Annotated in this window: 15 protein-coding genes, 1 riboswitch and 1 other annotated feature; of the genes, 4 read left to right on the top strand and 11 right to left on the bottom strand. The window is 37.6% G+C overall.

The features are described from left to right. Nucleotides 1-26 precede the first annotated feature (26 nt). Nucleotides 27-3,038, top strand: a complete 3,012-nt coding sequence (locus FGD67_RS20445) for an ATP-binding protein (protein WP_257172861.1) — start codon at nucleotides 27-29, stop codon at nucleotides 3,036-3,038. Here FGD67_RS20445 and FGD67_RS20440 read toward each other — a convergent pair. Both FGD67_RS20440 and FGD67_RS20435 read right to left on the bottom strand, forming a co-directional pair. Then, nucleotides 3,030-6,194 carry a two-component regulator propeller domain-containing protein gene (locus FGD67_RS20440; RefSeq protein ID WP_257172860.1) on the bottom strand — a complete coding sequence of 1,055 codons (3,165 nt, stop codon included), beginning with the start codon at nucleotides 6,192-6,194 and terminating at the stop codon, nucleotides 3,030-3,032. The two genes, FGD67_RS20445 and FGD67_RS20440, sit on opposite strands and share 9 nt — an antisense overlap. Nucleotides 6,195-6,286: 92 nt before the next feature. Next, nucleotides 6,287-7,936, bottom strand: coding sequence for a S8 family peptidase (locus FGD67_RS20435; RefSeq protein WP_257172859.1), 1,650 nt, complete (start codon nucleotides 7,934-7,936; stop codon nucleotides 6,287-6,289). A 569-nt stretch (nucleotides 7,937-8,505) separates the two neighbouring features. Here FGD67_RS20435 and FGD67_RS20430 point away from each other — a divergent pair. Then, nucleotides 8,506-10,929: a S8 family serine peptidase gene (locus tag FGD67_RS20430; protein ID WP_257172858.1), complete on the top strand. Its 2,424-nt coding sequence runs from the start codon at nucleotides 8,506-8,508 to the stop codon at nucleotides 10,927-10,929. 186 nt (nucleotides 10,930-11,115) lie between these two features. Beyond that, nucleotides 11,116-11,391: riboswitch (cobalamin riboswitch) on the top strand. A 40-nt stretch (nucleotides 11,392-11,431) separates the two neighbouring features. Continuing rightward, on the top strand, nucleotides 11,432-12,196 hold the full coding sequence (bluB, locus tag FGD67_RS20425; RefSeq protein WP_257172857.1) for a 5,6-dimethylbenzimidazole synthase: 765 nt from the start codon (nucleotides 11,432-11,434) through the stop codon (nucleotides 12,194-12,196). 48 nt (nucleotides 12,197-12,244) lie between these two features. Here bluB and FGD67_RS20420 read toward each other — a convergent pair whose 3' ends face one another. Further along, nucleotides 12,245-13,246, bottom strand: coding sequence for a GGDEF domain-containing protein (locus tag FGD67_RS20420; protein ID WP_257172856.1), 1,002 nt, complete (start codon nucleotides 13,244-13,246; stop codon nucleotides 12,245-12,247). A gap of 280 nt (nucleotides 13,247-13,526) precedes the next feature. On the opposite strand from FGD67_RS20420, the gene FGD67_RS20415 reads away from it, so the two are divergent. Next, the gene (locus tag FGD67_RS20415; RefSeq protein ID WP_257172855.1) at nucleotides 13,527-15,686 is read left to right on the top strand and encodes a S46 family peptidase; all 2,160 of its coding nucleotides are present in this window, start codon (nucleotides 13,527-13,529) and stop codon (nucleotides 15,684-15,686) included. Between the two features lie 66 nt (nucleotides 15,687-15,752). On the opposite strand, the gene FGD67_RS20410 is transcribed toward FGD67_RS20415, so the two are convergent. The 8 genes from FGD67_RS20410 to FGD67_RS20375 all read right to left on the bottom strand — a co-directional run bounded on the left by FGD67_RS20410 (nucleotide 15,753) and on the right by FGD67_RS20375 (nucleotide 24,270). Continuing rightward, nucleotides 15,753-16,961: an IS256 family transposase gene (locus FGD67_RS20410; protein WP_257172853.1), complete on the bottom strand. Its 1,209-nt coding sequence runs from the start codon at nucleotides 16,959-16,961 to the stop codon at nucleotides 15,753-15,755. Between the two features lie 165 nt (nucleotides 16,962-17,126). Further along, nucleotides 17,127-17,411, bottom strand: a complete 285-nt coding sequence (locus FGD67_RS20405) for a hypothetical protein (protein WP_257172852.1) — start codon at nucleotides 17,409-17,411, stop codon at nucleotides 17,127-17,129. Between the two features lie 15 nt (nucleotides 17,412-17,426). Continuing rightward, nucleotides 17,427-17,966 (bottom strand): hypothetical protein, encoded by a 540-nt coding sequence (locus tag FGD67_RS20400; protein WP_257172851.1) that lies wholly within the window; start codon nucleotides 17,964-17,966, stop codon nucleotides 17,427-17,429. A gap of 166 nt (nucleotides 17,967-18,132) precedes the next feature. After that, the gene (locus tag FGD67_RS20395; protein ID WP_257172850.1) at nucleotides 18,133-18,366 is read right to left on the bottom strand and encodes a hypothetical protein; all 234 of its coding nucleotides are present in this window, start codon (nucleotides 18,364-18,366) and stop codon (nucleotides 18,133-18,135) included. A 77-nt stretch (nucleotides 18,367-18,443) separates the two neighbouring features. Then, nucleotides 18,444-19,663 (bottom strand): IS3 family transposase gene (locus FGD67_RS20390; RefSeq protein ID WP_223230517.1). Its coding sequence is split into 2 segments (ribosomal slippage): nucleotides 18,444-19,375 and nucleotides 19,375-19,663, totalling 1,221 coding nucleotides; the frame shifts between segments, so codons are not numbered across the junction. After that, nucleotides 19,269-19,385 (bottom strand) — a sequence feature (AL1L pseudoknot). It overlaps the preceding gene by 117 nt. Before the next feature lie 157 nt (nucleotides 19,664-19,820). Next, nucleotides 19,821-21,440 (bottom strand): S8 family serine peptidase, encoded by a 1,620-nt coding sequence (locus FGD67_RS20385; protein WP_257172849.1) that lies wholly within the window; start codon nucleotides 21,438-21,440, stop codon nucleotides 19,821-19,823. A gap of 20 nt (nucleotides 21,441-21,460) precedes the next feature. Continuing rightward, a complete protein-coding gene (locus FGD67_RS20380) occupies nucleotides 21,461-22,414 on the bottom strand; it encodes a hypothetical protein (protein ID WP_257172848.1) in 954 nt (317 codons plus the stop codon). Nucleotides 22,415-22,479: 65 nt separating this feature from the next. Beyond that, nucleotides 22,480-24,270: a hypothetical protein gene (locus FGD67_RS20375; protein ID WP_257172847.1), complete on the bottom strand. Its 1,791-nt coding sequence runs from the start codon at nucleotides 24,268-24,270 to the stop codon at nucleotides 22,480-22,482. Between the last annotated feature and the right edge of the window lie 191 nt (nucleotides 24,271-24,461).

The following is a 24,461-nucleotide window of genomic DNA, read 5'->3' as shown; positions in this document are numbered from 1 at the left end:
AAAGGTGTTGCCATTAGGTTATAAATTTGCAGATTACATATAAAAAATTATTTTTAAGCGTTAGTATCATTTTGACCTTGTTCCCCTATTTTTTGATAAATGATATTTTACATTTTGATGAAATATGGCTTAAAAAAGCACCATTATTACTACTGCAAAGCTTAAGTGTTTGTTTTGTCACTACCTGTTATTTGATTATTAAAAAAAGAGCGTTGAAGCTTTTTTGGCAATTTATCACTTTAGCATTATTATCCTCGTTGATATCAAACCTATTATTTAGCTTTACGATCATCAATTACAGCCTGTTATTACAAGATTTTTTCACGCTGTGCAGTTATTTTTTTGTTATTTTAGCAATAGAAACTAACCCGCATATAAGTGAAACAAAAAACAATAAGAACATTAGTAGCCGAGTTGCAGCCATTTTTTTCACGCTAATCTGTTTCAGTTACTTTGTTTTATTGCCGACTGAGTTTGCTGATAACGCCAAAGATAAAGTCGCCTCTTCACAGTTATTTCATCTTTTGATTGCGGCACTGATTTTTATCCGTCTTGCAATTAACAGTTACCAATGTCAGAGTAAATTTTGGTGTCGAATTTATAGCATACTCACCATAGCTGCTGCAGCCATGCTATTAGAAAACCTTATTGAATATTTGAATCATTGGCTGTTCATTTCATTGCCAATATATCTAGCAACGCTATTAACTTTTATACCTTATTGCGCCCTGAATATTGCCGCTAGTCACTCGGCAAGGCCATTATCTGAGTCAAAAGAAACGACAACTTCGTCAACGCCTGAAGTCTACCTTTTGGTGTTAATATTTAGCTCAATATCAATTCACTTAACCGGTGTAGAACTTAAATTACACTACAATATTGAATCTTACTTACAGTCAATTTTAATTATCACTTGGCTTGGTATCGCGCTGACATTATTGGCAACCATAACCTATCGCAAGAATCGAATTGGCCATAAAAGACAACAAAAAATCAAACTGCAAGAATCAGCACAACAAGCCTTAGTTGAACTTAACTTACGCTTAACTAACGCTATGCTTAACAGTGAAGATAAGGCGATAGTGAATGCCTCTAGTAATGCCATATTAACCACTAGTACCGATGGTACTGTTCTTTCTGCAAACCCTGCGGCAGTGCAACTATTCCAGTGCTTGGAGCGCGAAATCATCTCGACTCGAGTCAGTAACTTTTTTTCCGTTGACGACCAAATGCATTACTTTTTTGACTTTAAAAGTAATGTCTATACTTTACAACGTAAAGACGCTGGCATCTCAATTGAGTGCACAGCAACACGTAAAGATGGTACAGAATTTCCAGTGCAAGCAGAGTTACAATGGGCGGAAAGAGAAGAACAGCCCCTAGTTGTTATCACCTTTATTAATCTCACGGCTAGAAAACTTGCGGAACAACAAGCATTAGATTTAAAAGATAAATTTATTGCCAATATTTCACATGAATTTAGAACACCGTTAACCATTATCAATGGCATTTTAGATCGCTACTTAGTTAAAGCTCAAAGTGACGAAGAAGGCAAAGAACTTAAAACAGCGAAACGCAATGGCTTACGACTCGTTCGTATGGTTGAACAGTTGCTCGAACTTTCCCGTTTATCTGACAACCCACAACTCACCATGGCCACATATCGCCTAAAAACATTAATGTCGATGCCTGCGGATTCATTTAGTCGCTTAGCCACACAAAACAAGCTAACGTTAACTTGTGATATACCTGACACTATATGGCTTGATTGTGACGCTCAAGCATTTGATAAAATCATTTTTAACCTAATAGCTAATGCCATTAAGTACACACCTGCAGGTGGTAGTATTCAAGTTATCGCACATAGTAATAGTGATAATTTTACACTTGATATTATTGACACGGGTATTGGTATTGCGCCCGACTCACAAAGTAAGATTTTTGAACGTTTTCAACGTGCTGATGACGAAAAAAACCAAGGAGTGTTTGGTGTTGGTATTGGTCTATCATTAGTTAACGAGCTTGTTAAAGCCCACAATTGGCAAATTAATGTGGTTAGTGAATACAATAAAGGCAGCAAGTTCTCTTTAATTATCCCTTCAGCAGCAGCGCTAACAGAAGAGAAGTCAACACCAACGTGTATATCTCAAATAGAAGTCGCGTCATTATTAACAGAGCCGCACAACCCAATTAAAGATACCAGAAACCACAGCCAAAAGGTGGTACTGGTCATAGAAGATAATTTAGATATGCAAAGCCATATCAAACAAGTTATTGAACAAAGCCATCATACATTGCTCGCAGGTAGCGGAGAGCTCGGTTTAACTTTAGCCCAAGAGTATATTCCTGATATTATCGTGTGCGATATTATGCTAACGGGTATAGATGGCTTTGCGGTTTTAAAACAACTCAAAAGTCATGAACTAACCTCGCATATTCCTGTCATTTTACTAACAGCTCGCTCTGACTTAGATAGTCGTTTACATGGCTTAAATTTACAAGCAGATGAGTATTTAAGTAAACCATTCAATCATCAGGAATTATTAACCCGTATTGGGAATTTGATCCGAAACCGTGAAAAACTACAAAAACACTATTTAAATAACTTACAAAAAGATCTGCAAATAAACAGAAAAAACACCAGTTTTGATAATGTCGCAGAACTCACACACGTTAGTAGTGACGAGGTAACGCTTGACAATAAATTCTTGGAAAAACTAGAAGCAATAACGGCCCAAGTTTACACTGATACCGATTTAGACATTGTGCAATTAGCAGCAAAAATGGCAATGAGTGAGCGACAATTACAACGCAAAATTAAAGCATTAATTGGTATAACCCCCAATAATTTCATTAAAGAGTTTCGCCTTAAAAAAGCAAAAATATTATTGCAGAACGGCTCTCAAATTGGTCGCATTGCCCTTGATGTTGGATTTTCCTCACAAACATATTTTGGCCGTTGCTTTAAGGAAATGTTTGCCTGTACTCCTAAGCAATATCAACAACAGCAATTAAAAAAGCAGCGTCCGTCAGTTTAAGCCTGACTTAGTTATAACCTGCTCTTTTAGGTTAACAAGGCTGCGCTTTTGCATAAGTTGTAAGTAATCAAAGCGAGCAGACTTAGGCCCACATAGCCCCAACCAAGCAAGTTGTGGGTCTGTATCGGTAAAGGTAAGCGCTTGTTCAATCAATACGCTGATTTGATCCCACGTTAAGTCTAATGGGTTTTCCCTGCTAAATGGAAAGAATGAATAAGCCATATTCATTGATGTACTATCATCAATTTCGCTTTTCAGTCGAGCGGCTAAACGTGCCGCTAATTCATTGGCATTATTACCCTTTTCATAACCAATGACAGCAAAAGTATCATGAGACCAGCGAATCACAAGGTCGTCATTATTGCGACTATAAAGTAACAAGTCTGTAATATTAATGAGTTGGCTGTTACTAATCTCTGAATAGCTTTTTAATTGCACCATCAAAATATAAAGGCGTGGCAACATATCTCTTTGCACAGGTAGCAAATTTTGATGCATTTGGTTCATCAACTGACTAGTTTGTTCGATATAAATATCTAAATAGCGCCGGCTTTTGACCCCGGTAACCTTATCAACAATCGCCGCTTTTTCGAGTTGTTTATTAGCTTGTGCTAGCTCTAGATTTTTCGACTTAAACTTCTCTGTTTTTTCGTGAACTTGTTGCTCTAAATACAACTTTTGTTGCTGTTCTATGACCAATTTACGATTTAATAATCGAGAGTAAAACAATAAAGATAAAGCCACGGCTAAGGTATATAAAATGTATGCCCACCAAGTATTCCAAGGGGCTGATTTAACAATAATATTAAGTGATAAGCCGGGGTCACTCCATATATTGTCATTATTGCCTGCAATAACTTGTAGTTGATAATTACCTGCTGGCAAATTAGTGTAAGACACTCGGCGCGACTTGCCCGCATCAAGCCATTCTTGATCAAAACCTAAGAGGCGATATTTATATTGAGTAGAGTCTGGATTAGTATAATTAAGACCAACATATTCGAATGAAACAAGCTGATCATCATAGTTCAGTGTTAGTTTCTTTACTTCGGATAACGCTGTTTCCGCTTTTATGGCGGTATTTAATTTCAGTATATTGGTTAACCTAACTTTGGGAGCAGAAAGAGTGATATTACTTTGTGTGGGTTCAACACTTGAAAAACCTTTTCCTGCGCCAAAATACAGTGTTCCCATTGAGTCTTTAAATATAGCGCTATGATTAAAATCTAAATCAACTAACCCGTGGCTTAGATCAAAATGTTTAAAACGCTTTGATGACGGCGTAAATCGAGAAACGCCTTGATTCGAGCTTAACCAAATATCGTCATACTCATCCTGAGACAAACCATAAATAGTTTGGCTTTTCATACCGTCTTTTGTATCAAGGTGGGTAAATGAAAAATTCTCTGCCACTCTATCTGCATAGCTTAATATGTTTAAACCTGCAGCTTGCGTACCGACCCATAAACTTTTATTGTTATCAATAAATAGAAACCAAGTTAAGTCACTTGAGATACTCGATACATTGTTATCGTCGTGGTTAATATGAAGAAATTTTTGGCTAATAGGATCATAACGGTTTAAGCCAGCCCCATATGTAGCTATCCAAATTATGCCTTGTTCATCTTCTAATAGGTGTAAAATTGAATTACTACTTGGACCAAACTCTGGCCTATCTTTATCGTTAACATAGCGGGTAAATTCATCATTTTTATTCAGACGATTAAGTCCTTGATAAAAAGTTGAAACCCATATATTTCCAGATTTGTCCTTAATTATATCAGTAATGCTATTCGCAGAAATTGACCTGTCATCTTTTTCATCATGCTCGTAAGCAACACTAGTGCCTGTAAGCATATCGATTTTATAAAGACCTGAAGCCCGAGTGCCAACCCACAAGATATTATCATCCGAAAATAATGTCATAATCCTCATATCTGTAAAATTACTAGAAATCGCTAATCGTTGTATACTATTTTCTGACTTATTTAAGGTAAAAATACCACCACTATATGTACTAAATACAATTTCATTTTTATTAATTTGCGTAAAGCTTGTTACATTAGGAGCATTGAGAATAGGGAAGCGGGTTTCTGTATACTGTTTAAATGTTGTCATTGTTGGATCCCAACGATTAACACCAGTAAATGTACCAATCCACATTAAACCATCATTATCTTCAAACAGAGTCATAATAAAATCATTACTAACACTGTATTGGTTATTTGGAGAGTGATTAAAGCGCTCAAAGTTTTCCTGTTTCTCGTTATATATAGAAAGACCATTATCCGTAGCAATCCAAATTCTTTTGCTTAAATCTTGATAGACATAATGAATGGTATTACTACTCACACTTGAACTGTCACCTTCCATGGTCTGAAAACTGATAAACTGATCCAATGTTGCATCATATTTGACTAACCCCTTATCTGTAGTGCCAATCCAAACTACGTCATCAGCATCTGTGAATAGAGAGTTTATGAATTTAGTTATGTAATCTTTCTTATTAAATCGAGAGTTCATCGTACGTTGAAACTCCCCTTTAAAATTAAAAACTGATATCCCGCCACCATTTGTTCCAATCCAAATTTCATTATTGGTTTCGGTAATCGCATGAATAGTATTGTTTGATAAGGTATTTTCATTACCAAGCTGTTGGTAAATTTGTTGGACACTCCAACGTTCGTTCTGGCGACGAATAATATTCAAGCCATTCTCTGTTCCCACCCATATTTGTCCTTTAGTATCTTCGTATAGGGTATTAACAGCATCACTGGTTAATGCTGCATCATGGGTTTTAGTCGTAATATGTGTAAAACTTTGCATGTCATTATTAAATAAATTGACACCGCCTCCACGAGTTCCTATCCAAAAATTTTGTTTTTTATCAATAAGTACACGACTAATAACATTAGAGCTTAATGAATTCTCTTTTTCCGCTTCATGATAATAACTAACGAGCTTATGACCATCGAATCGATGTAAGCCTTCTTGGGCACCAAACCACATAAAGCCATCTTTATCTTGTGCAATAGACATGGTAAATCGATAGGACATTGGATTATCAGAAGAGAAGCTCTTGAATAACCGGTCTTCGCTCGCATTACTCATCGTGCTAAAGAGAATAATTGCTAGAATATATAATATTTTTAACATCGAGTATTAAGCCGTGAGTTATAGAAAAAGTTAAGCTGCTTCAATAAAAAAGCCACTAATTTCTCAGTGGCTTGTTAAGGTAAGTTTTGCCACTACTGTGGTTCAACCCAACTATTGATACCTATAGTTGCTATATTGATGTCACTTAGACTTACTTTCCAAAGCAAACCATCTGTCTCGAACGATACTTTCCAAAGTAAACCATCAGTTGTTGCTGTATCTTGCCATGCGGAAGTATCTTCATTTGAGACCTTCCAAAGCAAACCATCACCAATAAAAATATTATCTTCATTATCCCAAATATATTCTTGACCTAAACCTTCAACATAAAAATCACCATCTTCGTTAATATTAGCAGGACCAAAATAATGCTCTTCTTCATTTAAATCTTTAGCAATATCTAACGCTGTATTAGCACAATCATCGTTGTTACTTTCGATCGCATAATAAGCACTGATTAATCCAGCTCCTTGCTGAAAAACACTGTAACGTAAACTACCGTCCGTATTATCACCTCGATAAGCACTACTCATAATTCGGCATTTAACTTGGTCTGGGGTTAGCGCTGGGTTATCCGTCAAAATTAGCGCCACTACTCCAGAAACCACAGCTGCTGCTTGGGAAGTGCCCGACATTTCAAAGTATCGTCCACCATCATGGTACTCCGGATGTTCGGCCACTATTTGTGAATCAAAAGACATTAAGCCTGAAATATGTCCTCCTGGTGCAATAATATCGGGTTTAACGAAACCCTCAGGTGTTGGGCCTGCACTACTAAAGGATGCTACTTTATCATCGTTATAATTAAACGGTGTATAATCATCTGTCATCGCACCAACCGTTATAATATATGGAACATTTCCAGGAACACCTACCGTCATTGGGTCTGGACCTTTATTACCTGCGGAGGCCACCACAACAATGCCTGCTTGCCACGCTTTCATTACCGCTTTATTTAACGGGTCATCCCAATAATTAGAGCGTACTGGGCCACTAAAAGACATATTTAAGACCCGTAAATTAATTTGCTCTTTAACTTGTAATGCCCACCCTATTCCTCGAATAACATCAGCGTAAGTCGCCTTACCCTCAGCATCAAAGGCTTTTATACCCACATGAGCGGCATTAGGTGCAACACCATAAATTTGTCCATTAACATCAAAGTCACTGTTAACAGCGATACTTGCGACATGGGTACCATGACCGCTTTCTTCCTCACCATAATTGCTGACAGTATCGTTAATAGCATCATAAGTACCCCATGCCTTATCTCGACCATCTAGGTCTGTTGATAAGCCAGGTAATTGCTCAAGACCAGTATCTAAAAAGCCAATTGTGACACCTTCGCCAAAATTGCCTCGGTTATGCACATAAGTTGCATCAACTTGCTCGGTAACAACGGATTTAGGTTGCCAACGACGTTGACCATAGTTGAGCGCACTCAATTCAACTTTATGGTTACTCGAAACTTTAATTTCTTGCTGCTGTTTTAATTGCTTTAATTGATCTGGGGTTAAATCAACCGCAACGGAATCAATGATACTTAATTCATGGCTTGGCTTAACGCCCATTTTTTTCAAATTGTCTTTTAGGACAACAAAGTTTTTCGCACTAATAATATAAGAACTCTTACTATTATTTTCTTTAGCTACCGACATAAAGCCAGTTAGCATTACGACCGAAATAACCAGAGAAACTATTGACAGTGGTTTTATATTTTTTTTTATTGAAGTGAACAGCATTTATTATTATCCCCTTTGCTTGTTACATCTTGCTAAATTATCTTAAAAACATCAGGGTGAATAACTTCATATGTTCAGGTTCGTATACATTAAGTATCAACTATTGATGGTCCTCGTAACCTCAACCCAACGACATCAAGGTTAACCTCAATTATCTAACCAAACACTACCACACCTACTAATGATTTTTAATCTTGTCTTCATAACTAAAATCAAAAAAACAGTTAAAATTGTTTTGTTATTAATAGGTAAGTTAACGCTAAACCTAATAAGAAATTTGATAGTAGCATTTAATAAAAACCCACCTAGCACTATTGCGACATTTTTTCGAACCAAACCGACATGAAAAAATTAAAGTATTTATAAACAAAAACTTAAATAAAAAAGCCTTTTCTTCACTTGTCGTTTTTATTCTAAAAAAAGTCTTAGACTTACTATTCAGTCGCTATAAAAAACGACAAGCTTGTTAGCGATGACAAATCATCCAACGATAAAAATAATACGTCCTATGTTGCATCTAGCATGTTCCATTAAGCGTAAAAACAAATTCAAATTGGAGTTCGACTCAGATGAGAAATAAAAAAATACTAGGTTTAAGTGCATTAACACTATCAATTCTTGCGGCTAGCGGTATAAGCAACGCACAAACATTTGAAGCAGCTGAAATAACCCAGCCGATCCTCATTGGTGCTCAGAGTTCATCCACCGCGGTCAATAAAGACTTTAGCCAATGGCGTGAACAACAAAAATTTAAGAGTTATGACTTTACCGACAGAATCATTGTTAAGTATAAGAATGGTTTTGAAGCACAAACTTTAAATGGTGTAACCTCAGAAAAAGCTATGCCGAAAGGTTTGGCTAAAAAAGCAGGCAATAGCCTGAAACATCTGAAAAAGTTAAAGAATGGCCGTCACGTTATCTCATTAGGTCAACAAAAACACATCAATGATGTTAAAGCAATGGTGATGGAGCTGAACAGTCACGCTGATGTCGAGTTTGCAGAACCAGATTACAAACGTTATTTAATGGCTCAAAATCAACCTTGGGGCATTGCAGATACCCAATCAGACCTAATTTCTGACAATGATGCAGCGAATATGACGGTATGTATTATTGACTCAGGTTACGAACGTGCTAATCCCGATTTAAATGCAAACAATGCTTCTGGTACCAACAATTCAGGTACAGGTAATTGGTACCAAAATGGCGGTTCGCACGGTACACATGTCGCAGGAACTATTGCAGCAGTAAATAACTCAGAGGGTGTTGTAGGTATTATGCCAAATACTAATGTCAACCTGCACATTGTGAAAGTATTTAACGAAGCTGGATGGGGTTACACAGGTGAACTCATTGATGCCGTTGACACCTGTGTTAACAATGGTGCAAAAGTTATTAACATGAGTTTAGGTGGTGCGGGCTCAAGCAATGCAGAACGTAACTCATTACAAGCTGCAGCTGATGCAGGTGTTTTACTTATTGCTGCATCGGGTAACGATGGCGATTCAACACTATCTTACCCTGCATCTTATGATTCTGTTATGGCTGTAGGTGCACTTGATCAAGGTCGTCAACATGCAGAGTTTTCACAATATACTTCACAAGTTGAAATTTCAGCACCTGGTGAAGCTATTTTATCAACCGTGGCGGGTGATGGCCGTTTAGGTTATATCACCTTAGGTTCAACAACCTATGGTAACGATGAAGTTGTACCACAAACACACTACATACAAAGCGGTGGTAGCTTCACCGTCAGTAATGTTAACAGTGCCGCAAACGGTGTTTTATCTGCCTGTACGCTTTCAGGTAGCAGTTATAGTTGTTCAAATGTTGCTGGTAATATTTGTTTAGCTGAACGTAATGATAACCAAAAAGGCAGTAATTATCCTGAAATAAACCCAGCTAAAGCTTGTGCTGATGCCGGAGCATCTGGCGTAATTGTTTATAGTAATAGCACCCGACCAGGTCTTCAAAATCCATTTTTAGTTGATGCCAATACCGACGTTACTGTACCTACTGTGTCAATAAATCGCGATCTTGGCTTACAACTAATGGGACAACTTGGAACAAACGTTAGCTTGAATGTAGTTGGCAACCAAGATTACGCTTATTATAACGGTACATCGATGGCAACCCCACACGTTACAGGCGTAGCAGCCTTAGTTTGGAGTAATAACCCTGACTGTTCAGCAACAGAAGTACGTAACGCATTAAAATCAACGGCTATTGATTTAGACGTTGCTGGCCGTGATAACAAAACCGGTTACGGTTTAGTGCAGGCAAAAGCTGCTTCTGACGCATTAGCCGCAAGTTGTGGTGATGGTGGCACTACACCACCAACAGGTGGTAGCAATGTTTTAGAAAATAGCATAGCTAAAACCAACTTGTCTGGTGCTGCAGCACAGGAATTAAGCTTTACGATGGAAGTGCCTGCTGGTGCAACCGATCTTAACTTTACCATGGCTGGTGGAACAGGTGATGCTGATCTTTATGTTAAATTTGGCTCAGCGCCAACAACGACGAGCTATGATTGTCGTCCATATAAAGGCGGAAATGCTGAGTCTTGCCCGATAGAGACAGCACAAGCGGGTACTTATTATGTGAAAGTTATTGGATATTCTGCCTTCACTGGTGTGAACTTAACAGGTAGCTTCACTGAAGGGTCAACGGGCGGTGGCGGTGATGCTACAGGTGGTAGTGCCTCAGTAACTGATATCACAGTTGCACGTCGCGCATGGACTTATTACACCATTGATGTACCTGCAGGCATGGCAACACTTGATTTCAATATGAGTGGTGGCACTGGTGATGCAGATATGTACATTCGCCGTGGTGCACAACCAACAACTTCAACTTATGACTGTCGCCCTTATAAAAGTGGTAACACAGAAGCATGCCCATTTACTAACCCAATAGCCGACACCTGGCATATAGGTATCTATGGGTACGTTGCGGCAAGTGGTGTGAGCTTAGACGTAACATACAACCCATAAAGATATAGAAATAACCCCAAACTAGACTCCCAACTAGATTGTAACTAGGGAAGATATTAATTTATCTTCCCTTTTTTTTATCCGTCAACTTGGTCAATCACTCGCCTCGCCTCTGCTGATTTTATCAATAAATACATACGCCAAATTAAAGATAATTTTTTCAATTTATACCGGCAGTGTTATAGTCCTGGTAATTTATTATTAGGTGCTTGTTACTTACTTTTAGTGGGTAAGTTCAGGAGAATAGGGAAATTGGTGAAAATCCAGTACGTGCCCAACGCTGTAATGACGTATTAGTTTGAAAATATCGCAGAGCAATCTTATGCGCTTGCGCAATACCCTTAGGTTTAAAACCGATATTAAAGCCACTGGCAATAAATGCTGGGAAGGTATCAAACTTTAATTTATTTTATCTAAATTTATGTCTTAGTCAGAAGACCTGCCCAATAATGCCAACAAAGTGGAAGGCCGACCGCTTTTAAAGTCCAAGAAGGGGAATATTTTGGATTTATTCAATAACAACACCGCGCAGCCAAGAGCGACGCATCAATTTAATGAACAAGAGCAATATGGCTTATATAAATCAATTTTTAACCGCAGAGATGTTAGAGGGCAATTTCTAGCCACGGAAATTCCAAATGATGTACTAAGCAGGATACTATATGCTGCCCACCATGCGCCATCTGTTGGTTTTATGCAGCCTTGGAACTTCATTGTTATACAATGTCCTGAAGTAAAAACTAAAATACATCAAAGTTTTACCCTTGCTCATCAAGAAGCACAAACAATGTTTGAAGCAAGTAAGCAAGAAAAATATAAGAACTTAAAGCTTGAAGGCATTATTGAGTCACCTATCAATATCTGTATTACTTGCGATCGAAACCGAACAGGCAAAACAGTTATTGGCAGAACTCATATGAAAGAAATGGATTTATATAGCTCGGTATGTGCGGTACAAAACTTTTGGCTTGCTGCTCGTGCGGAAGGTTTAGGCGTTGGCTGGGTTTCAATTCTGCATCATGACACCTTAAAAGCAACACTCGCTTTGCCTGATTCTGTCGTACCAATCGCTTATTTGTGCCTTGGTTATGTTAGTCATTTTCAGAAAAAACCAGAGCTAGAGTCTGCAAACTGGTTACCCAGAAGACCTATTGACGAGTTGGTTAATTTTAATGGTTGGGGCCAAGAGGCTCGAAATGAAAGCGAACAAGCATTAATTAAAGCATTAAAATCAAATCAAGCATTTCCACAATCGTTTCACCCTTAAAAAATAAAGTGTGGCTCTAATTAAGTTCAGCTCAAATAATAGAAGCGTTTATAAACAAACGCTTCTATTTCTACCGTTGTTTTTAGCTTGGTATAAAGCGGTATCAGCCTGTTCAAACAATGCGGTCCAATTAAGCTCATCTTGTCGTTGAGCAATACCAATCGATACTGATATTTTAGGCAAGTAGGCTTTAGAGTCCCTTTGCATTAACTTTAATTGCGATATTGCCAGTCTAATTTTTTCAGCCACTTCATGTGCTTGTGTCATGGTTTTATTAACCATTACAACCACAAACTCTTCACCACCAAAGCGCACAGCAATATCTTGATCTGAGATGGTCGCTTTAATGACTTTAGCAATACGCTGAATCACCTTATCACCAATAAAATGACCAAACTGATCATTTACACTTTTAAAATGATCAATATCAATAGCTAATGAAGAATGAACCTGCTCTATATCGAGTTCTTGTAGCTTCATATCACAGCCTCGGCGATTATATAGCCCTGTTAAAGAGTCAACAATAGCTTCATGACGCGCGGCTTCCAGTTTAGACTTGAGAAAATTAACCTCACCACAAGCTCTAGTTAACTCTAGAGATAAATCACCATGCTGTTGTTGAGATGTCGTTATACTGCTCATTAAAAATGCCACAATACTTTGCATGGACTTATGATATTCATGCTTTGTCAGTGCTTGCTCAGCTTTTTTTAAGTTTGATGCTACCGTTTTATCACTATCTACTTGTAGATTGATCTTCTCCAAAGTAGAAGCTAAAGCTTTTTCAATGGGATCAAGTATTTGCTTATCAATAGTATGAGCGTTTGAAATATATTTTTCAAATAAGCCTTCGATAAAGATTAAATCGATTTCTTGATAGGTTTGTAGATGTCGTTCTAACTCTACACTTAATTTTTCATTACGCTTACTGACATGCAGATAGATAACCGAGTAGTTTACCGGGCTAGGCGGAATTTGGTAATGCGATAAAAATTCATTGGTCGATTCACTGAATTTTAATGCCTCATCAAAATTATCTTTAATAAGCACAAATACTCCTTAAGAGTCTCTTTATTTAGGAAGTCTATCAAGTGAGATAAATAAAAGTGTAGATATTTATTTACTGGTACTTGTAAGACTATAGAAACACGTTGCGTTCAACAAGCATTAAAGAATTAATTTTTATTGTTTAATGCTTTTAATCAAATAGTTGGCTCATTTTATCATCACTTTTTAGCTGGAAAGTAATTGACGAATTTTTTTGACTAATTATCGGTGATACAGCAAACTGCGGCTAGCTTTAATTATTAACTTTTTGAGAAGAATAACAATGAAAAAATTTGCTTCACTATGCTTTGCATTAGCATCGACAGCAGCAATAGCGGATGAAGGGATGTGGCAACCACATCAACTACCTACTATCGCAGAAAAGCTTGTTGATGCGGGATTAAAACTTGATCCTAAATCATTAACCGACCTTACCGGCTTTCCTATGGGCGCTATCGTTAGCTTAGGGGGCTGTACTGCCTCTTTTGTTTCAGACAAAGGTCTTGTTGCTACTAACCACCATTGTGTTTATGGCTCAGTACAGTACAACTCTACTGAAGAAAACAACCTACTAAAAAATGGTTTCTTGGCCAAGTCATTCAAAGAAGAGCTACCAGCAACGCCAGGAAGTAGGATTTATGTCACAGAAGAAATAACCCCCGTGACTGACATTATCCAAGCAGCATTAAGCTCAGATATGACAGGTTCACAGCGTTTTAATAGTATCGACCTTAGCTCTAAATCACTCGTTGCCGAGTGTGAAAGTGACAGTAAGTACCGCTGTAGTGTGGTTAACTTTCATGGCGGCCTAGAGTATTACCTATTTAAGCAATTGACCATTCGTGATGTGCGTTTAGTACATGCTCCAGCTAGCAGCATTGGTAAATACGGCGGAGATATTGATAACTGGATGTGGCCAAGACACACCGGTGATTATGGCTTTTATCGCGCTTATGTAGGTAAAGATGGACAGCCAGCTGACTACAGCGTCGAAAACGTACCCTATGAACCAAAACATCACTTAAAAGTGAATAAAAGTAGCGTTGATGAAAATGACTACATCATGGTATTAGGCTACCCAGGTAGAACAAATCGCTATCGTACAGCGCTAGAAGTCGAAAACCAATTTACTTGGACATACCCACAAGCTAAAGCTTATCGTGAAGAAATAATCGACATTATTCACGAAAACTCAGCTGCAGGTAGCGATGTAAGAATTAAATATGAAAGTACTTTAGCTGGACTTGCTAACTATGCAAAAAACTATGGCAGCATGGTTGAAAGCTACAATAAAGGCACAACTTTAGTGCGTAAGCAATCACTAGAGTCTGAACTTACTCAATGGATAAATGCTTCAACAAAGCGCCAAGCTAAATACGGTGATGCATTAAAAGGTTTAAATGGCTTAATTAAACAAGATCAGCAAAACCAAGCCAGAGACTTAATCTTAGGTTATATGAATTACAGCAAAATGCTAAGCACTGCTACACGTTTACATCGCTTATCACTTGAGAATAAAAAGCCTAATGTTGAACGTAAGCGAGGCTACCAAGAACGCGATATTGCTGGTTTTGAACAAAGTATGAAAGCCGTTAATCGCCGTTACGATGCTCAAATGGACCAGAAAATTCTACTGGCTATGTTTAAACACTATATTCAATTGCCAAAATCACAACGTTTAGCTTCACTTGATAAATTTTTTAATATTGAGCAAAACACTAATGAACAGCAATTGCAGGCTAAACTAGCAAAAATGTACCAGGCAACAACATTAAATGATCAAGATACTCGTTTAGCTTGGATGAATAAAACACCAGTAGATTTTTCAAAGAGTAATGACCCTTTCATTCAATTAGCAGTAGATACCTATGAAGAGCGCAAGCATATTGAAGAATCAAACGAAGAGCTTTCTGGTAACATTCAGTCTTTTCGCCCTAAATATATGGAAGCATTGATTGCGTACTTTAACGCAAAAGATCTACCAGTATATGCTGATGCTAATAGCACCCTACGTGTAACCTACGGTAATGTTAAAGGCTACTCACCTCAAGATGGACTCGTGGCAACTCCTTTCACAACCCTAGAGGGTATTGTTAGAAAAGATACCGGCATTGCCCCATTTGATGCTCCTAAAAAAGAGCTTGCTCTGATCAAAAATAAGCAATACGGCGAATATGCTAAAAAAGAACTTGGCTCTGTACCGGTAAACTATTTGGGCACCTTAGATATAACTGGTGGTAATTCTGGCTCTCCAACCCTGAATGATAAAGCTGAATTTGTCGGATTGGTGTTTGACGGTGTTTACGAAAGTATTATTGGCGATTGGGATTACGATACAAAACTAAATCGTTCAATCCATGTTGACATTAAATACATGCTTTGGGTGATGGAACATGTTGATGGTGCAACCAACCTAATCGAAGAAATGGATATTGTAGAGTAAAGCCAGTAGGCAAAATCTATTAAGTAAAAAATAGACCCTGTAACACATTTTGTGTAACTGCCAGGTTTAAATAACATCTTTCAAACGGTCTGCGAATTCAATCATAAATCGATTCAAGGCCGTTTTCCAATTTCTTATCGGCATCGTCCACTTTTTCGACGCTTGCTCAATCGCCAAATAGATAACTTTCTTCGCTGAATCATCATGTGGAAATAACTTACGTTTTTTAATCGCCTTACGAATAACGCTGTTCAGTGACTCTATCGCATTCGTGGTATAAATCGCTTTGCGTATATCGTCAGGGTAGTTAAATAACGTGCTGACGTTTTGCCAGTTACTGCGCCATGAGCGAGAGATGCTCGGGTATTTACTATCCCATCGATGCTCAAATTGGTCGAGCGACAACAGAGCTTCGTCTTCAGTGACTGATTGATAAATTCGTTTTAAATCTGCCGTGATAGCTTTGTAGTCTTTCCAAGGCACGAACTTTAGAGAGTTACATACCATATGCACGATGCAGAGCTGTATCTGCGTTTCAGGATAAACCGTATTAATCGCATCAGGAAATCCCTTAAGCCCATCGACACAAGCGATGAGGATATCTTTTACGCCTCGATTTTGCAGCTCAGTGAGTACATTAAGCCAGAACTTAGCCCCTTCATTTTCTGATATCCACATGCCAAGTAATTCTTTATGACCTTCAACATTAACACCTAAGGCGAGGTAAACCGCTTTATTGATGACCTGCTTATCTTGCCTGATTTTAACCACTAAGCAGTCTAAATAGACGATGGGATAAACCGAATCTAAAGGTCTTGCTTGCCATTGAACCACTTGTTCAATAACGGCGTTTGTTACCCGAGAAATAAGCATTGGTGATACATCGGCATCGTACATTTCTTTAAACGTTGCGACGATATCACGCGTTGTCATGCCTTTGGAATACAGATATAAAATCTTGTCGTCCATCGAGGTAAAGCGGGTTTGGTTCTTCTTTACGAGCTGCGGCTCAAAGCTTGAGTCTCTATCACGTGGAGCATCTAAATCGACTTCACCATCTTCTGTACGAATGGTTTTCGGTGAATAACCATTACGGTAATTCTGATGCTCAGATTGTTCATGGCGGGCATAACCAAGGTGTTCGTCTAGTTCAGCATTAAGTGCTGCTTCAACCGTTACCTTGGTTAGCATTTTACGAAAGTCAGTTAAGTCAGCTTCGGTTTTAATTGATTTAGCGGTTTGCTTCGCAAACGCTTCAAGTTCTTTCTTATTCATAGTCTGCCTATCCTAAACCCTACATGGGTATTAATGATAGGCAGTTACACAGATTTTGTTACAGGGTCAAGCTCTCTTTCTAGAACCATACATTTAAACTTTGATGACATAAGCATTACAGACTCTTAAACCTTATTGTCTGACTCCAAATCCATAAATTTAAACCTAATCATATTTTCCAGAATCAAGATCTTGCAAAAAGGTTGCACCATCAACTAGATCATCTTCATCAATAGTTTCAAATCGTTGTTTTACCAATTTTAGCTTTAACAACTCTAGTGCGCCTAAATAATTAGCACGCTGAGATTTTTCTTTAGTTGAAGTAACAATAATCCCTGATATTTTATGCGTTAATTTAATGCCCCTTAATGCGCTACAAATATGAGGTGGTTGCTCCTCCGCTAGACAAGTTTCGATAAGTATTTCACTCATATCCATTTCTGTTTCCATATTACTCTTACTAAACTATTGAACAGTGGAAGGTTGTGGAAATACTAGGTTCGTTATTTCTTTATTTTGATACTCACGCAGCTTATAAAACAGCTTTTTTATATGCTTAGATTCGACAAAAACTTTTTCATCTGGAAATATTCCAAATTCATCAGCTTTCCCCATATATATAAGATTATAGTTTTCATCTTCAGGCCTGAATAAATGAAAATAATGCTTTGCTTGCTCAGTAAGATCTTCCTTTGTGCCTTTTAGTAATTCAATAGCTTTGAATTTACTGTCTGTATCAGCCAGCTTTAACACAAAGCTTTTATCGAATTTATAGCCATCTGATGCTTTATCAAAAAAAATATCGCTAAGCTCTACAACATCATCGTAGCAGCAATCAGCAAGCATAATTTCGGGAAAGCCATAATTTGATAAGCCAATGGTGTAACAATAAGCAGCGTGCTCAGATGATCTAGGCTCATCAGAAACAATACTCATAATTGTATAGCCAAACTTACTAACCTTTTCGTGCAGTGTTTCATAGTAAGTTTCATTCATTTTAGTCATGTTCGACCTCTATCAATTCTATTTTTCAATAGTTAATAGTTTAAATAACAAATATGTACTTTTGTTTATCAGCTAGAGTTTTTCAGCCATAAACGTACGATGTTTCACTATATAAAAGGCGGGGTTCTTTAATAACTAGTAGCTTAGTGGATTCACATAAAGAGTATCAAATAACGATAAGGCCCCCTTTTGTCTCTAACTCCACATTTAAATTGTTAATAATACCTGCCACATCATTTAATCCTTTATTTTTACTTAATTCGATAAAAGTCTTAAGCTGATTAACTTCTTCTATATTTTCCAAAGTGTCAATTAGCATATTTACACTTTCCTCTCTTGACATAATGTATAAATTAGCCAGTGCATCAAAACCAAATTCTTTTAATTTTATAAGCTTCAAAAGCCTACTCCTTATAATTTCAATTAGAAATATTAGTTTGAATCGCCCCGAGTTCATCGGAGACCAGTTTGTTTAAGTCAGGCCACTTTACCTGACTCGTTTAAATTATCATAGTAGTCTGTTTCATATTGAGCTGGTGAAATATACCCAATTGAAGATAATAAGCGTTGATTATTAAACCAATTGACCCACTCTAACGTTGCGTATTCAACAGCATCAACATTCTTCCACGGGCCATTTCTGCGAATAATCTCTGTTTTAAATAATCCATTTATTGTTTCAGCCAATGCATTGTCATAAGAGTCACCCACACTGCCTACAGACGCTTGAATTCCAGCTTCAGCAAGTCGCTCAGTGTATCGTATAGACAAATATTGGCTGCCTCTGTCGCTGTGGTGAATTAACCCTTCGGGGTTGCCACGATGCCAAATAGCTTGCTCTAACGCATCAAGAATAAGCTCTGTGTGCATTGTCGTTGATACACGCCAACCTACAATGTATCGTGAAAAAACATCTATCACGAAAGCGACATAAACAAACCCACTCCATGTGGCAACATAGGTGATGTCAGCTACCCAAAGTTGATTTGGCTGCTCAGCAGTAAATTGACGATTAACTAAATCAAGTGGCTTATCTTGTTGCTCGTCAGGTATCGTTGTCTTATGTGCTTTACCCCGACGAACACCTTGAATTCCCATAACTCGCATCAATCGTTCGACTGTACAGCGGGCGACTTGATGGTCGTCAAGCTGTAGCTGCTTCCATATTTTTCTTGCACCATAAACTGACATATTATCCTCCCACACTTCGCGAATGAGTATTATCAGCTCAGCATCACGCTTTTTGCGGTTAGACAGTCGCTCAGGCTCTCTTTGTATCTGTTTATGAGAATAATACGTTGATGGTGCAATCGGCAATTCCTTGCAAATTGACTCGACACCGTAATGCTCTCTGCAAGCATCAATAAAATCCACTATTACTTCTGTTTGCGGTCGAGCTCCGCTTGGGCGAAAAAAGCGGCAGCTTGCCTCAGGATATCATTCGTTCGCTTGAGCTCTTTATTCTCGCGCTCTAAGACGGCAAGGCGTTCTTCAGTTGATTGCGTATTAGAAGAGGGTTTAGACGGTTGAGCTTGAGATTTCTTGACCCATGCTCTAAGTGTTTCTGGGGTACATCCCAGTTTATCTGAAATCGATACTAGCGCAGCCCAAAGAGAAGGGTATTCATGCTGTTGTGTGGTAACAAGCCTAATTGCACGTTCACGAAATTCTGATGTATAGCGATTTGATTTTTTCATAGTTCCAGTTTCTCAAGTTATTGAGTCTCTGGCAAACACGGGGCGATTCAGTTAGTATTTATGCTCCTGTTCTGATTGTTTACTATATAAAAATGAGAACTGGGACATAGAATATTCCGCGTAGCGGGGGAAAGAATAATTACTACATTGTTATCAGCTACTGACACACCGCAGGTAAAATCATTTCGTCAGTCTCTACCTTTATGATTGGAGCCTGACACAGCTCATCAGGGCAAACCTTAATACCATAGTCATAATTTTCAACATCAATATCTTCAAGCAATATAACTTTCTCATAAGTACTAATAATGAATTCAGCATTTTCTTCAAGCATAATTTCACCTTTACCAACCCTTACGAGACGCATTTCATTAGTTGACATTCCCTTTCCATCAGCAATGACTAGTTCATACATTTGACACAAGGGTAATTTATTACCAAGGTTCGATATGAATAAGTCTTGGCTACAGGAGCTTTCAGGTGAAAGTGCATGGCGAAGCTTATAAACGCCACCGTTTGTAGAAGCAACTATATAATCCATAAAGCTATCTGCATTTAATAACCCAGCGCCGCAACGATCACCAGAGCAATCTTGTTCTGCACTTAGAACATCTTCTCGAATTGGGGCCGCCGTAACTTTTAAATATGTGAATAACTCATCACGTGATAAATTAGGATTGTGTTGTAATCCAAGTGCAGCGATAGAAAGTGCAAGAGGAGAAGCCTGTGAAGTCCCTTCCCACCAACCCATCACACCATTTGATGCATAACCAAGCACGTCCATTCCTGCTCCCATCGCATCAACTTTAGTTCCATAATTCGAGAACTTTGCTTTATGACCACCTTGCTCTGTTGCGCCAGTCACAAAAACACCTAAACATTTAGCAGGAACAACACCATTAGCATCTACATTTTGATTACCTGCGGCAACAAAAACCATAATGCCTTTATCATTTGCATAATCGATAGCATCTTGAAGATAAGATGGACATGATTCAAGCTCTCCCCCCATGCTTATATTAATCATATCAACCTGTGGAATTGCAGGAATATCATCAACCTCTGCACCAGCGGCATGTAAAATGGCTTCGGCAACACCTGATAAAGGACCTATACCACAAGACAAGGCTCTTAATGCGACCATTTCCGCATCAACTACGCCAGTCATACCTATACCATTATTAGATTTCGCACCAATAATTGAAGCAACACCTAATCCGTGACCACCAGAGCATTCTTTTTGCTCATCGGTTAAGTCTCTAAATTCAGGCCCTTTAACCTCCCCCCAATGATCAAAGAAGTTATATCCGTAAGCCCAAGCCATATCATCATGGTCTTCAAAGCCACCATCAATCACTGCTATTCTTAATTTTTTGTTTTGAACAGACTTTGTTATTGCCTTTAATATCTCACTAGAACCTGGATTTAAATCTTTATCCTTAAAGTAATATTGAAATTGAAAGTCAGGGTCATTTGGCTCTTGCTGAACAGCACTTTGAATATTGCTACTGCTTTTACTTCTAGACTTTTGCGGAGTTGAGCGGTTAGCCTTAACTACACGTTTTTTGATGACAGGAGTTGGCGATTTAACCCAAATATCTTTTTCAACTGATTGATATATCTCGCTTTCGATAATTGCATCTACTTCACTTGAATCTACTACTAATGTTATATATTTATCACTACCATATTCCTTAACGACTAAGGTAACTTCTTCAGCAAGTGCAGTATTTATAACAATCAAACTAACCAATGCAGATAAAATGTAATTCTTCATATTATTTTCCTTTTGTTTAATTAGTTAGCTGAACATTCGTTGGTATTTCCAAGAACAGGAATTAACGTATTTAATATTTGATATTGCTCAGAAAACTGCCACTTCTCTTCTACAAAAGTGCCCATACTTGTAGCACCGATAACGCCAGAGAAAACACCATAAGTTTCAACATAACCAAAAGAATCGAGAGGTAATGCAGGCACAGTTTCATCACTAAGTAGCGCTAACTCATTAACTTTTTCTACAAGCTTGTTATATTCGCTACTAGCTAAAACCTTTACTTTGTCTAGCAAAGCAACAAGTTCAGTTTCTGTAATTGAACTCACTTGATAATCAGTAACTCCCGTAGACAACGAGGTATTTTCTTCTGCTGACTTTTGATTGCTTGCCTCTACTTTTATCGCAGTAAAATCTGATACTCTTGTTTGGTATTCAGTACTAGTTAACTTGCCATTGAAATAGGCAGCTTTAGCATAAATAGTAGGTAACAGAGCGAGTTCAAAATCGTCAAACTTAAAAACACTCTCAATATCAGTCCACAGTTCAACCTCATCAATTACCTCCACTACTGAAGAATTGGTAAGGTTTATTTCAATTGATTGTTCAGAAGAAAGATTATCAGCCGTTGAAGAGGCCATAACCGTTAGCGTTATCACATGGTCGTTTTCAAGTTCATCAATGTTTAGTTGTAAGCTTTGATCAATGACCTCTGCACTAACCCCTACTATTTCAGAAGAAAAAGAAACGCTATAATCAATGGTTGACTGCCCGTTATAACTGGTACTCAACGAAATAACTCCTTGGTCATTTTCATTTATCGTTAAACTGGATTGAGCAACCGATAAACTCAACGTTGGTGTTACCTTTGCTGGCGGCGCTGTTACTGTTTTTGTTTCTTCACCTCCTCCACCACAAGCGCTTAATACTAAAGCACTCACAGTAGACAACAGTAATTTTTTATTTAATTTCGACATACAACATACTCCATATCGTTTATTGGATTTTTTAATTTTGTTCTTTAATGGTGATAATTTGAGAATTAACTTTTAGTTATTTTTATCTGCTTATTTACAAAGGTGCTGAAGATAATCAATAAAAATAATAGATTGAACGAGCCACCACTTGATTTATCATCACTATCAGGTGAAGTCGTTTTATTGTTGTTTGAGGTAGAACCATTCCCTGTTCCTGTGCCGTTATTTGCCCCTGAACCAGTATCTGTTCCTGTGTTTGTATCTGTGCTATCTGATTTAACTGTTACATTAACTGTAACTTCAAATTCTTCTGTTCTGTTATCAAATGTAGCAATTAACTTTAATGTTAAAGCTTTATCTTCATCAATAGATGGAGCAGTAAATATAACTTCTCCGGTTTCTGAGTTCTCACTTAATTCAAATGAAGTACCATCATATGAGATTACTTTCCAGTCAAAAGAAAGGGCTGAATTTGCTTCGAAAGTAGGTTTAATATTTACTTGATATTCTTCTTCAAATGTAAATTCGTTTTCAATCGTCACATCAAGAAATGGGATTTCTCCAACAGTTATGACAGCAGCATGGACATTATTAGAACCATCAATATCAACTAAATACGAATTAGAATAAACATTAGATAAAATTTTATACTTACCTTGTTCAGCTACAAATGGAATATCAACTGTATATTCACCAAATGATTCTAAATTACCTATATCGCAACTAATAATACTTCCGTTCATTGAACAGTTACTGCTTAAGTTAGTAGTGTCTACCAAATCAGCATCGTTAACATTTACGTTTAAGAAAACGTTTTCAAGAACGTGCTCATTTGGGTTTAAAATTGTGTAACCTAAGTTTGCAGGTTCACTTGGCGTAAACTTCTCAGGAAAGTCACTTTCCAATTTAAAATCAGTTACAAACCCTGTATTGCGACACCAGCCAATATCACAAAGATAATAAGCCGCCGCGCCAATGCTTAATGTATTTCCAACACGAGATTTCATTAGCTCAATAGAGTCAACATTTGCAGAAATGTGCCCTAATGATTGACTACTAATATCTCCAGAACTTGTTGGTTCAGAATGAAGCATGATCCCATGTTCACCATAGCCAGAATTTAGATTAAGTAAGATGTACTCCTGTAAAGCAGCTCCACCATCATAAAAAACCTTATCGCCTTCAACTACAGCAGTTTGCTTGTCACTTAATGCCATATCATTCCAAGGGCTATCATATGGTACATCAACATAGATATTCATTGATGACTGGCTTAGCCAATCAGATTCACAAGTTGATGTGTAGCAGTTGCTATTATTAAAACCAAGTGCATGAACCATTTCATGTAGTACTAAATTAACAAATCCAGCATTTTCACTTTGGACATTAGCAATCTCATAATTAGATCCTTTATAGTTGAATTGCATGTAGCCATCAAAATAATTCTTCTGCTGAGCACTGGTATCATTTTGAAGCATACGTCTAATGAGATGATTATATTTCACGCCAGCTTTTAAGATACCAAACTCATCATAATTATAAGTTTCAGTGTGGGTATATAAGTTTGTTTGAGTGGTAGCAGTAAAGCTCCCCGCAGAGGCATAATTTGCAGAAAGAATAATGTCCGCCTCACTGTAAACCTGAGATTCAATAATCTTAGCTGCATATTCAAAAGCGTATCGTCTAGCTTCACCAACAGTTTCACCTGGGTTACTAGTTGTTGGAATTCTAACAGCTCTATCAAAAAAACCTGTTTTGTTATCCTGCTCGGTTTCATTGTATTTAATAACAATATTGGTTGCTGATGCCGACGCACTGAAACAACAAAAGCCTAATAGTAATAAGTATTTATTCATGTTGATCCTTTTAATCATGTGATAAACAAAATCGTTCATCTAATCGAGTTCTAATTTTGAGGGAAAAAACTATAACTGTGTTCATCAGAGTGTTGTTAAACCTTATTTTAAATTTCAGTATTACAGTGAGGTAGACATATACTCCACTGTATATTTTGAATAATCAATTTGATTTTTTTAAATTCAGATTC

It is taken from the genome of Colwellia sp. M166, from assembly GCF_024585285.1.
Taxonomy (GTDB): Bacteria; Pseudomonadota; Gammaproteobacteria; order Enterobacterales; family Alteromonadaceae; genus Cognaticolwellia.
Note: the sequence above shows the minus strand (reverse complement) of the source record. Positions and strands in the feature narration are given on the sequence as shown.

What these genes read in the sequence shown, in the direction of transcription:
- FGD67_RS20405 (WP_257172852.1), bottom strand. Translation starts at nt 17,411, where the DNA reads ATGGAAACAGAAATGGATATGAGTGAAATACTTATCGAAACTTGTCTA.
- FGD67_RS20375 (WP_257172847.1), bottom strand. Translation starts at nt 24,270, where the DNA reads ATGAATAAATACTTATTACTATTAGGCTTTTGTTGTTTCAGTGCGTCG.
- FGD67_RS20385 (WP_257172849.1), bottom strand. Translation starts at nt 21,440, where the DNA reads ATGAAGAATTACATTTTATCTGCATTGGTTAGTTTGATTGTTATAAAT.
- FGD67_RS20440 (WP_257172860.1), bottom strand. Translation starts at nt 6,194, where the DNA reads ATGTTAAAAATATTATATATTCTAGCAATTATTCTCTTTAGCACGATG.
- FGD67_RS20435 (WP_257172859.1), bottom strand. Translation starts at nt 7,936, where the DNA reads ATGCTGTTCACTTCAATAAAAAAAAATATAAAACCACTGTCAATAGTT.
- FGD67_RS20415 (WP_257172855.1), top strand. Translation starts at nt 13,527, where the DNA reads ATGAAAAAATTTGCTTCACTATGCTTTGCATTAGCATCGACAGCAGCA.
- FGD67_RS20400 (WP_257172851.1), bottom strand. Translation starts at nt 17,966, where the DNA reads ATGACTAAAATGAATGAAACTTACTATGAAACACTGCACGAAAAGGTT.
- FGD67_RS20410 (WP_257172853.1), bottom strand. Translation starts at nt 16,961, where the DNA reads ATGAATAAGAAAGAACTTGAAGCGTTTGCGAAGCAAACCGCTAAATCA.
- FGD67_RS20380 (WP_257172848.1), bottom strand. Translation starts at nt 22,414, where the DNA reads ATGTCGAAATTAAATAAAAAATTACTGTTGTCTACTGTGAGTGCTTTA.
- FGD67_RS20430 (WP_257172858.1), top strand. Translation starts at nt 8,506, where the DNA reads ATGAGAAATAAAAAAATACTAGGTTTAAGTGCATTAACACTATCAATT.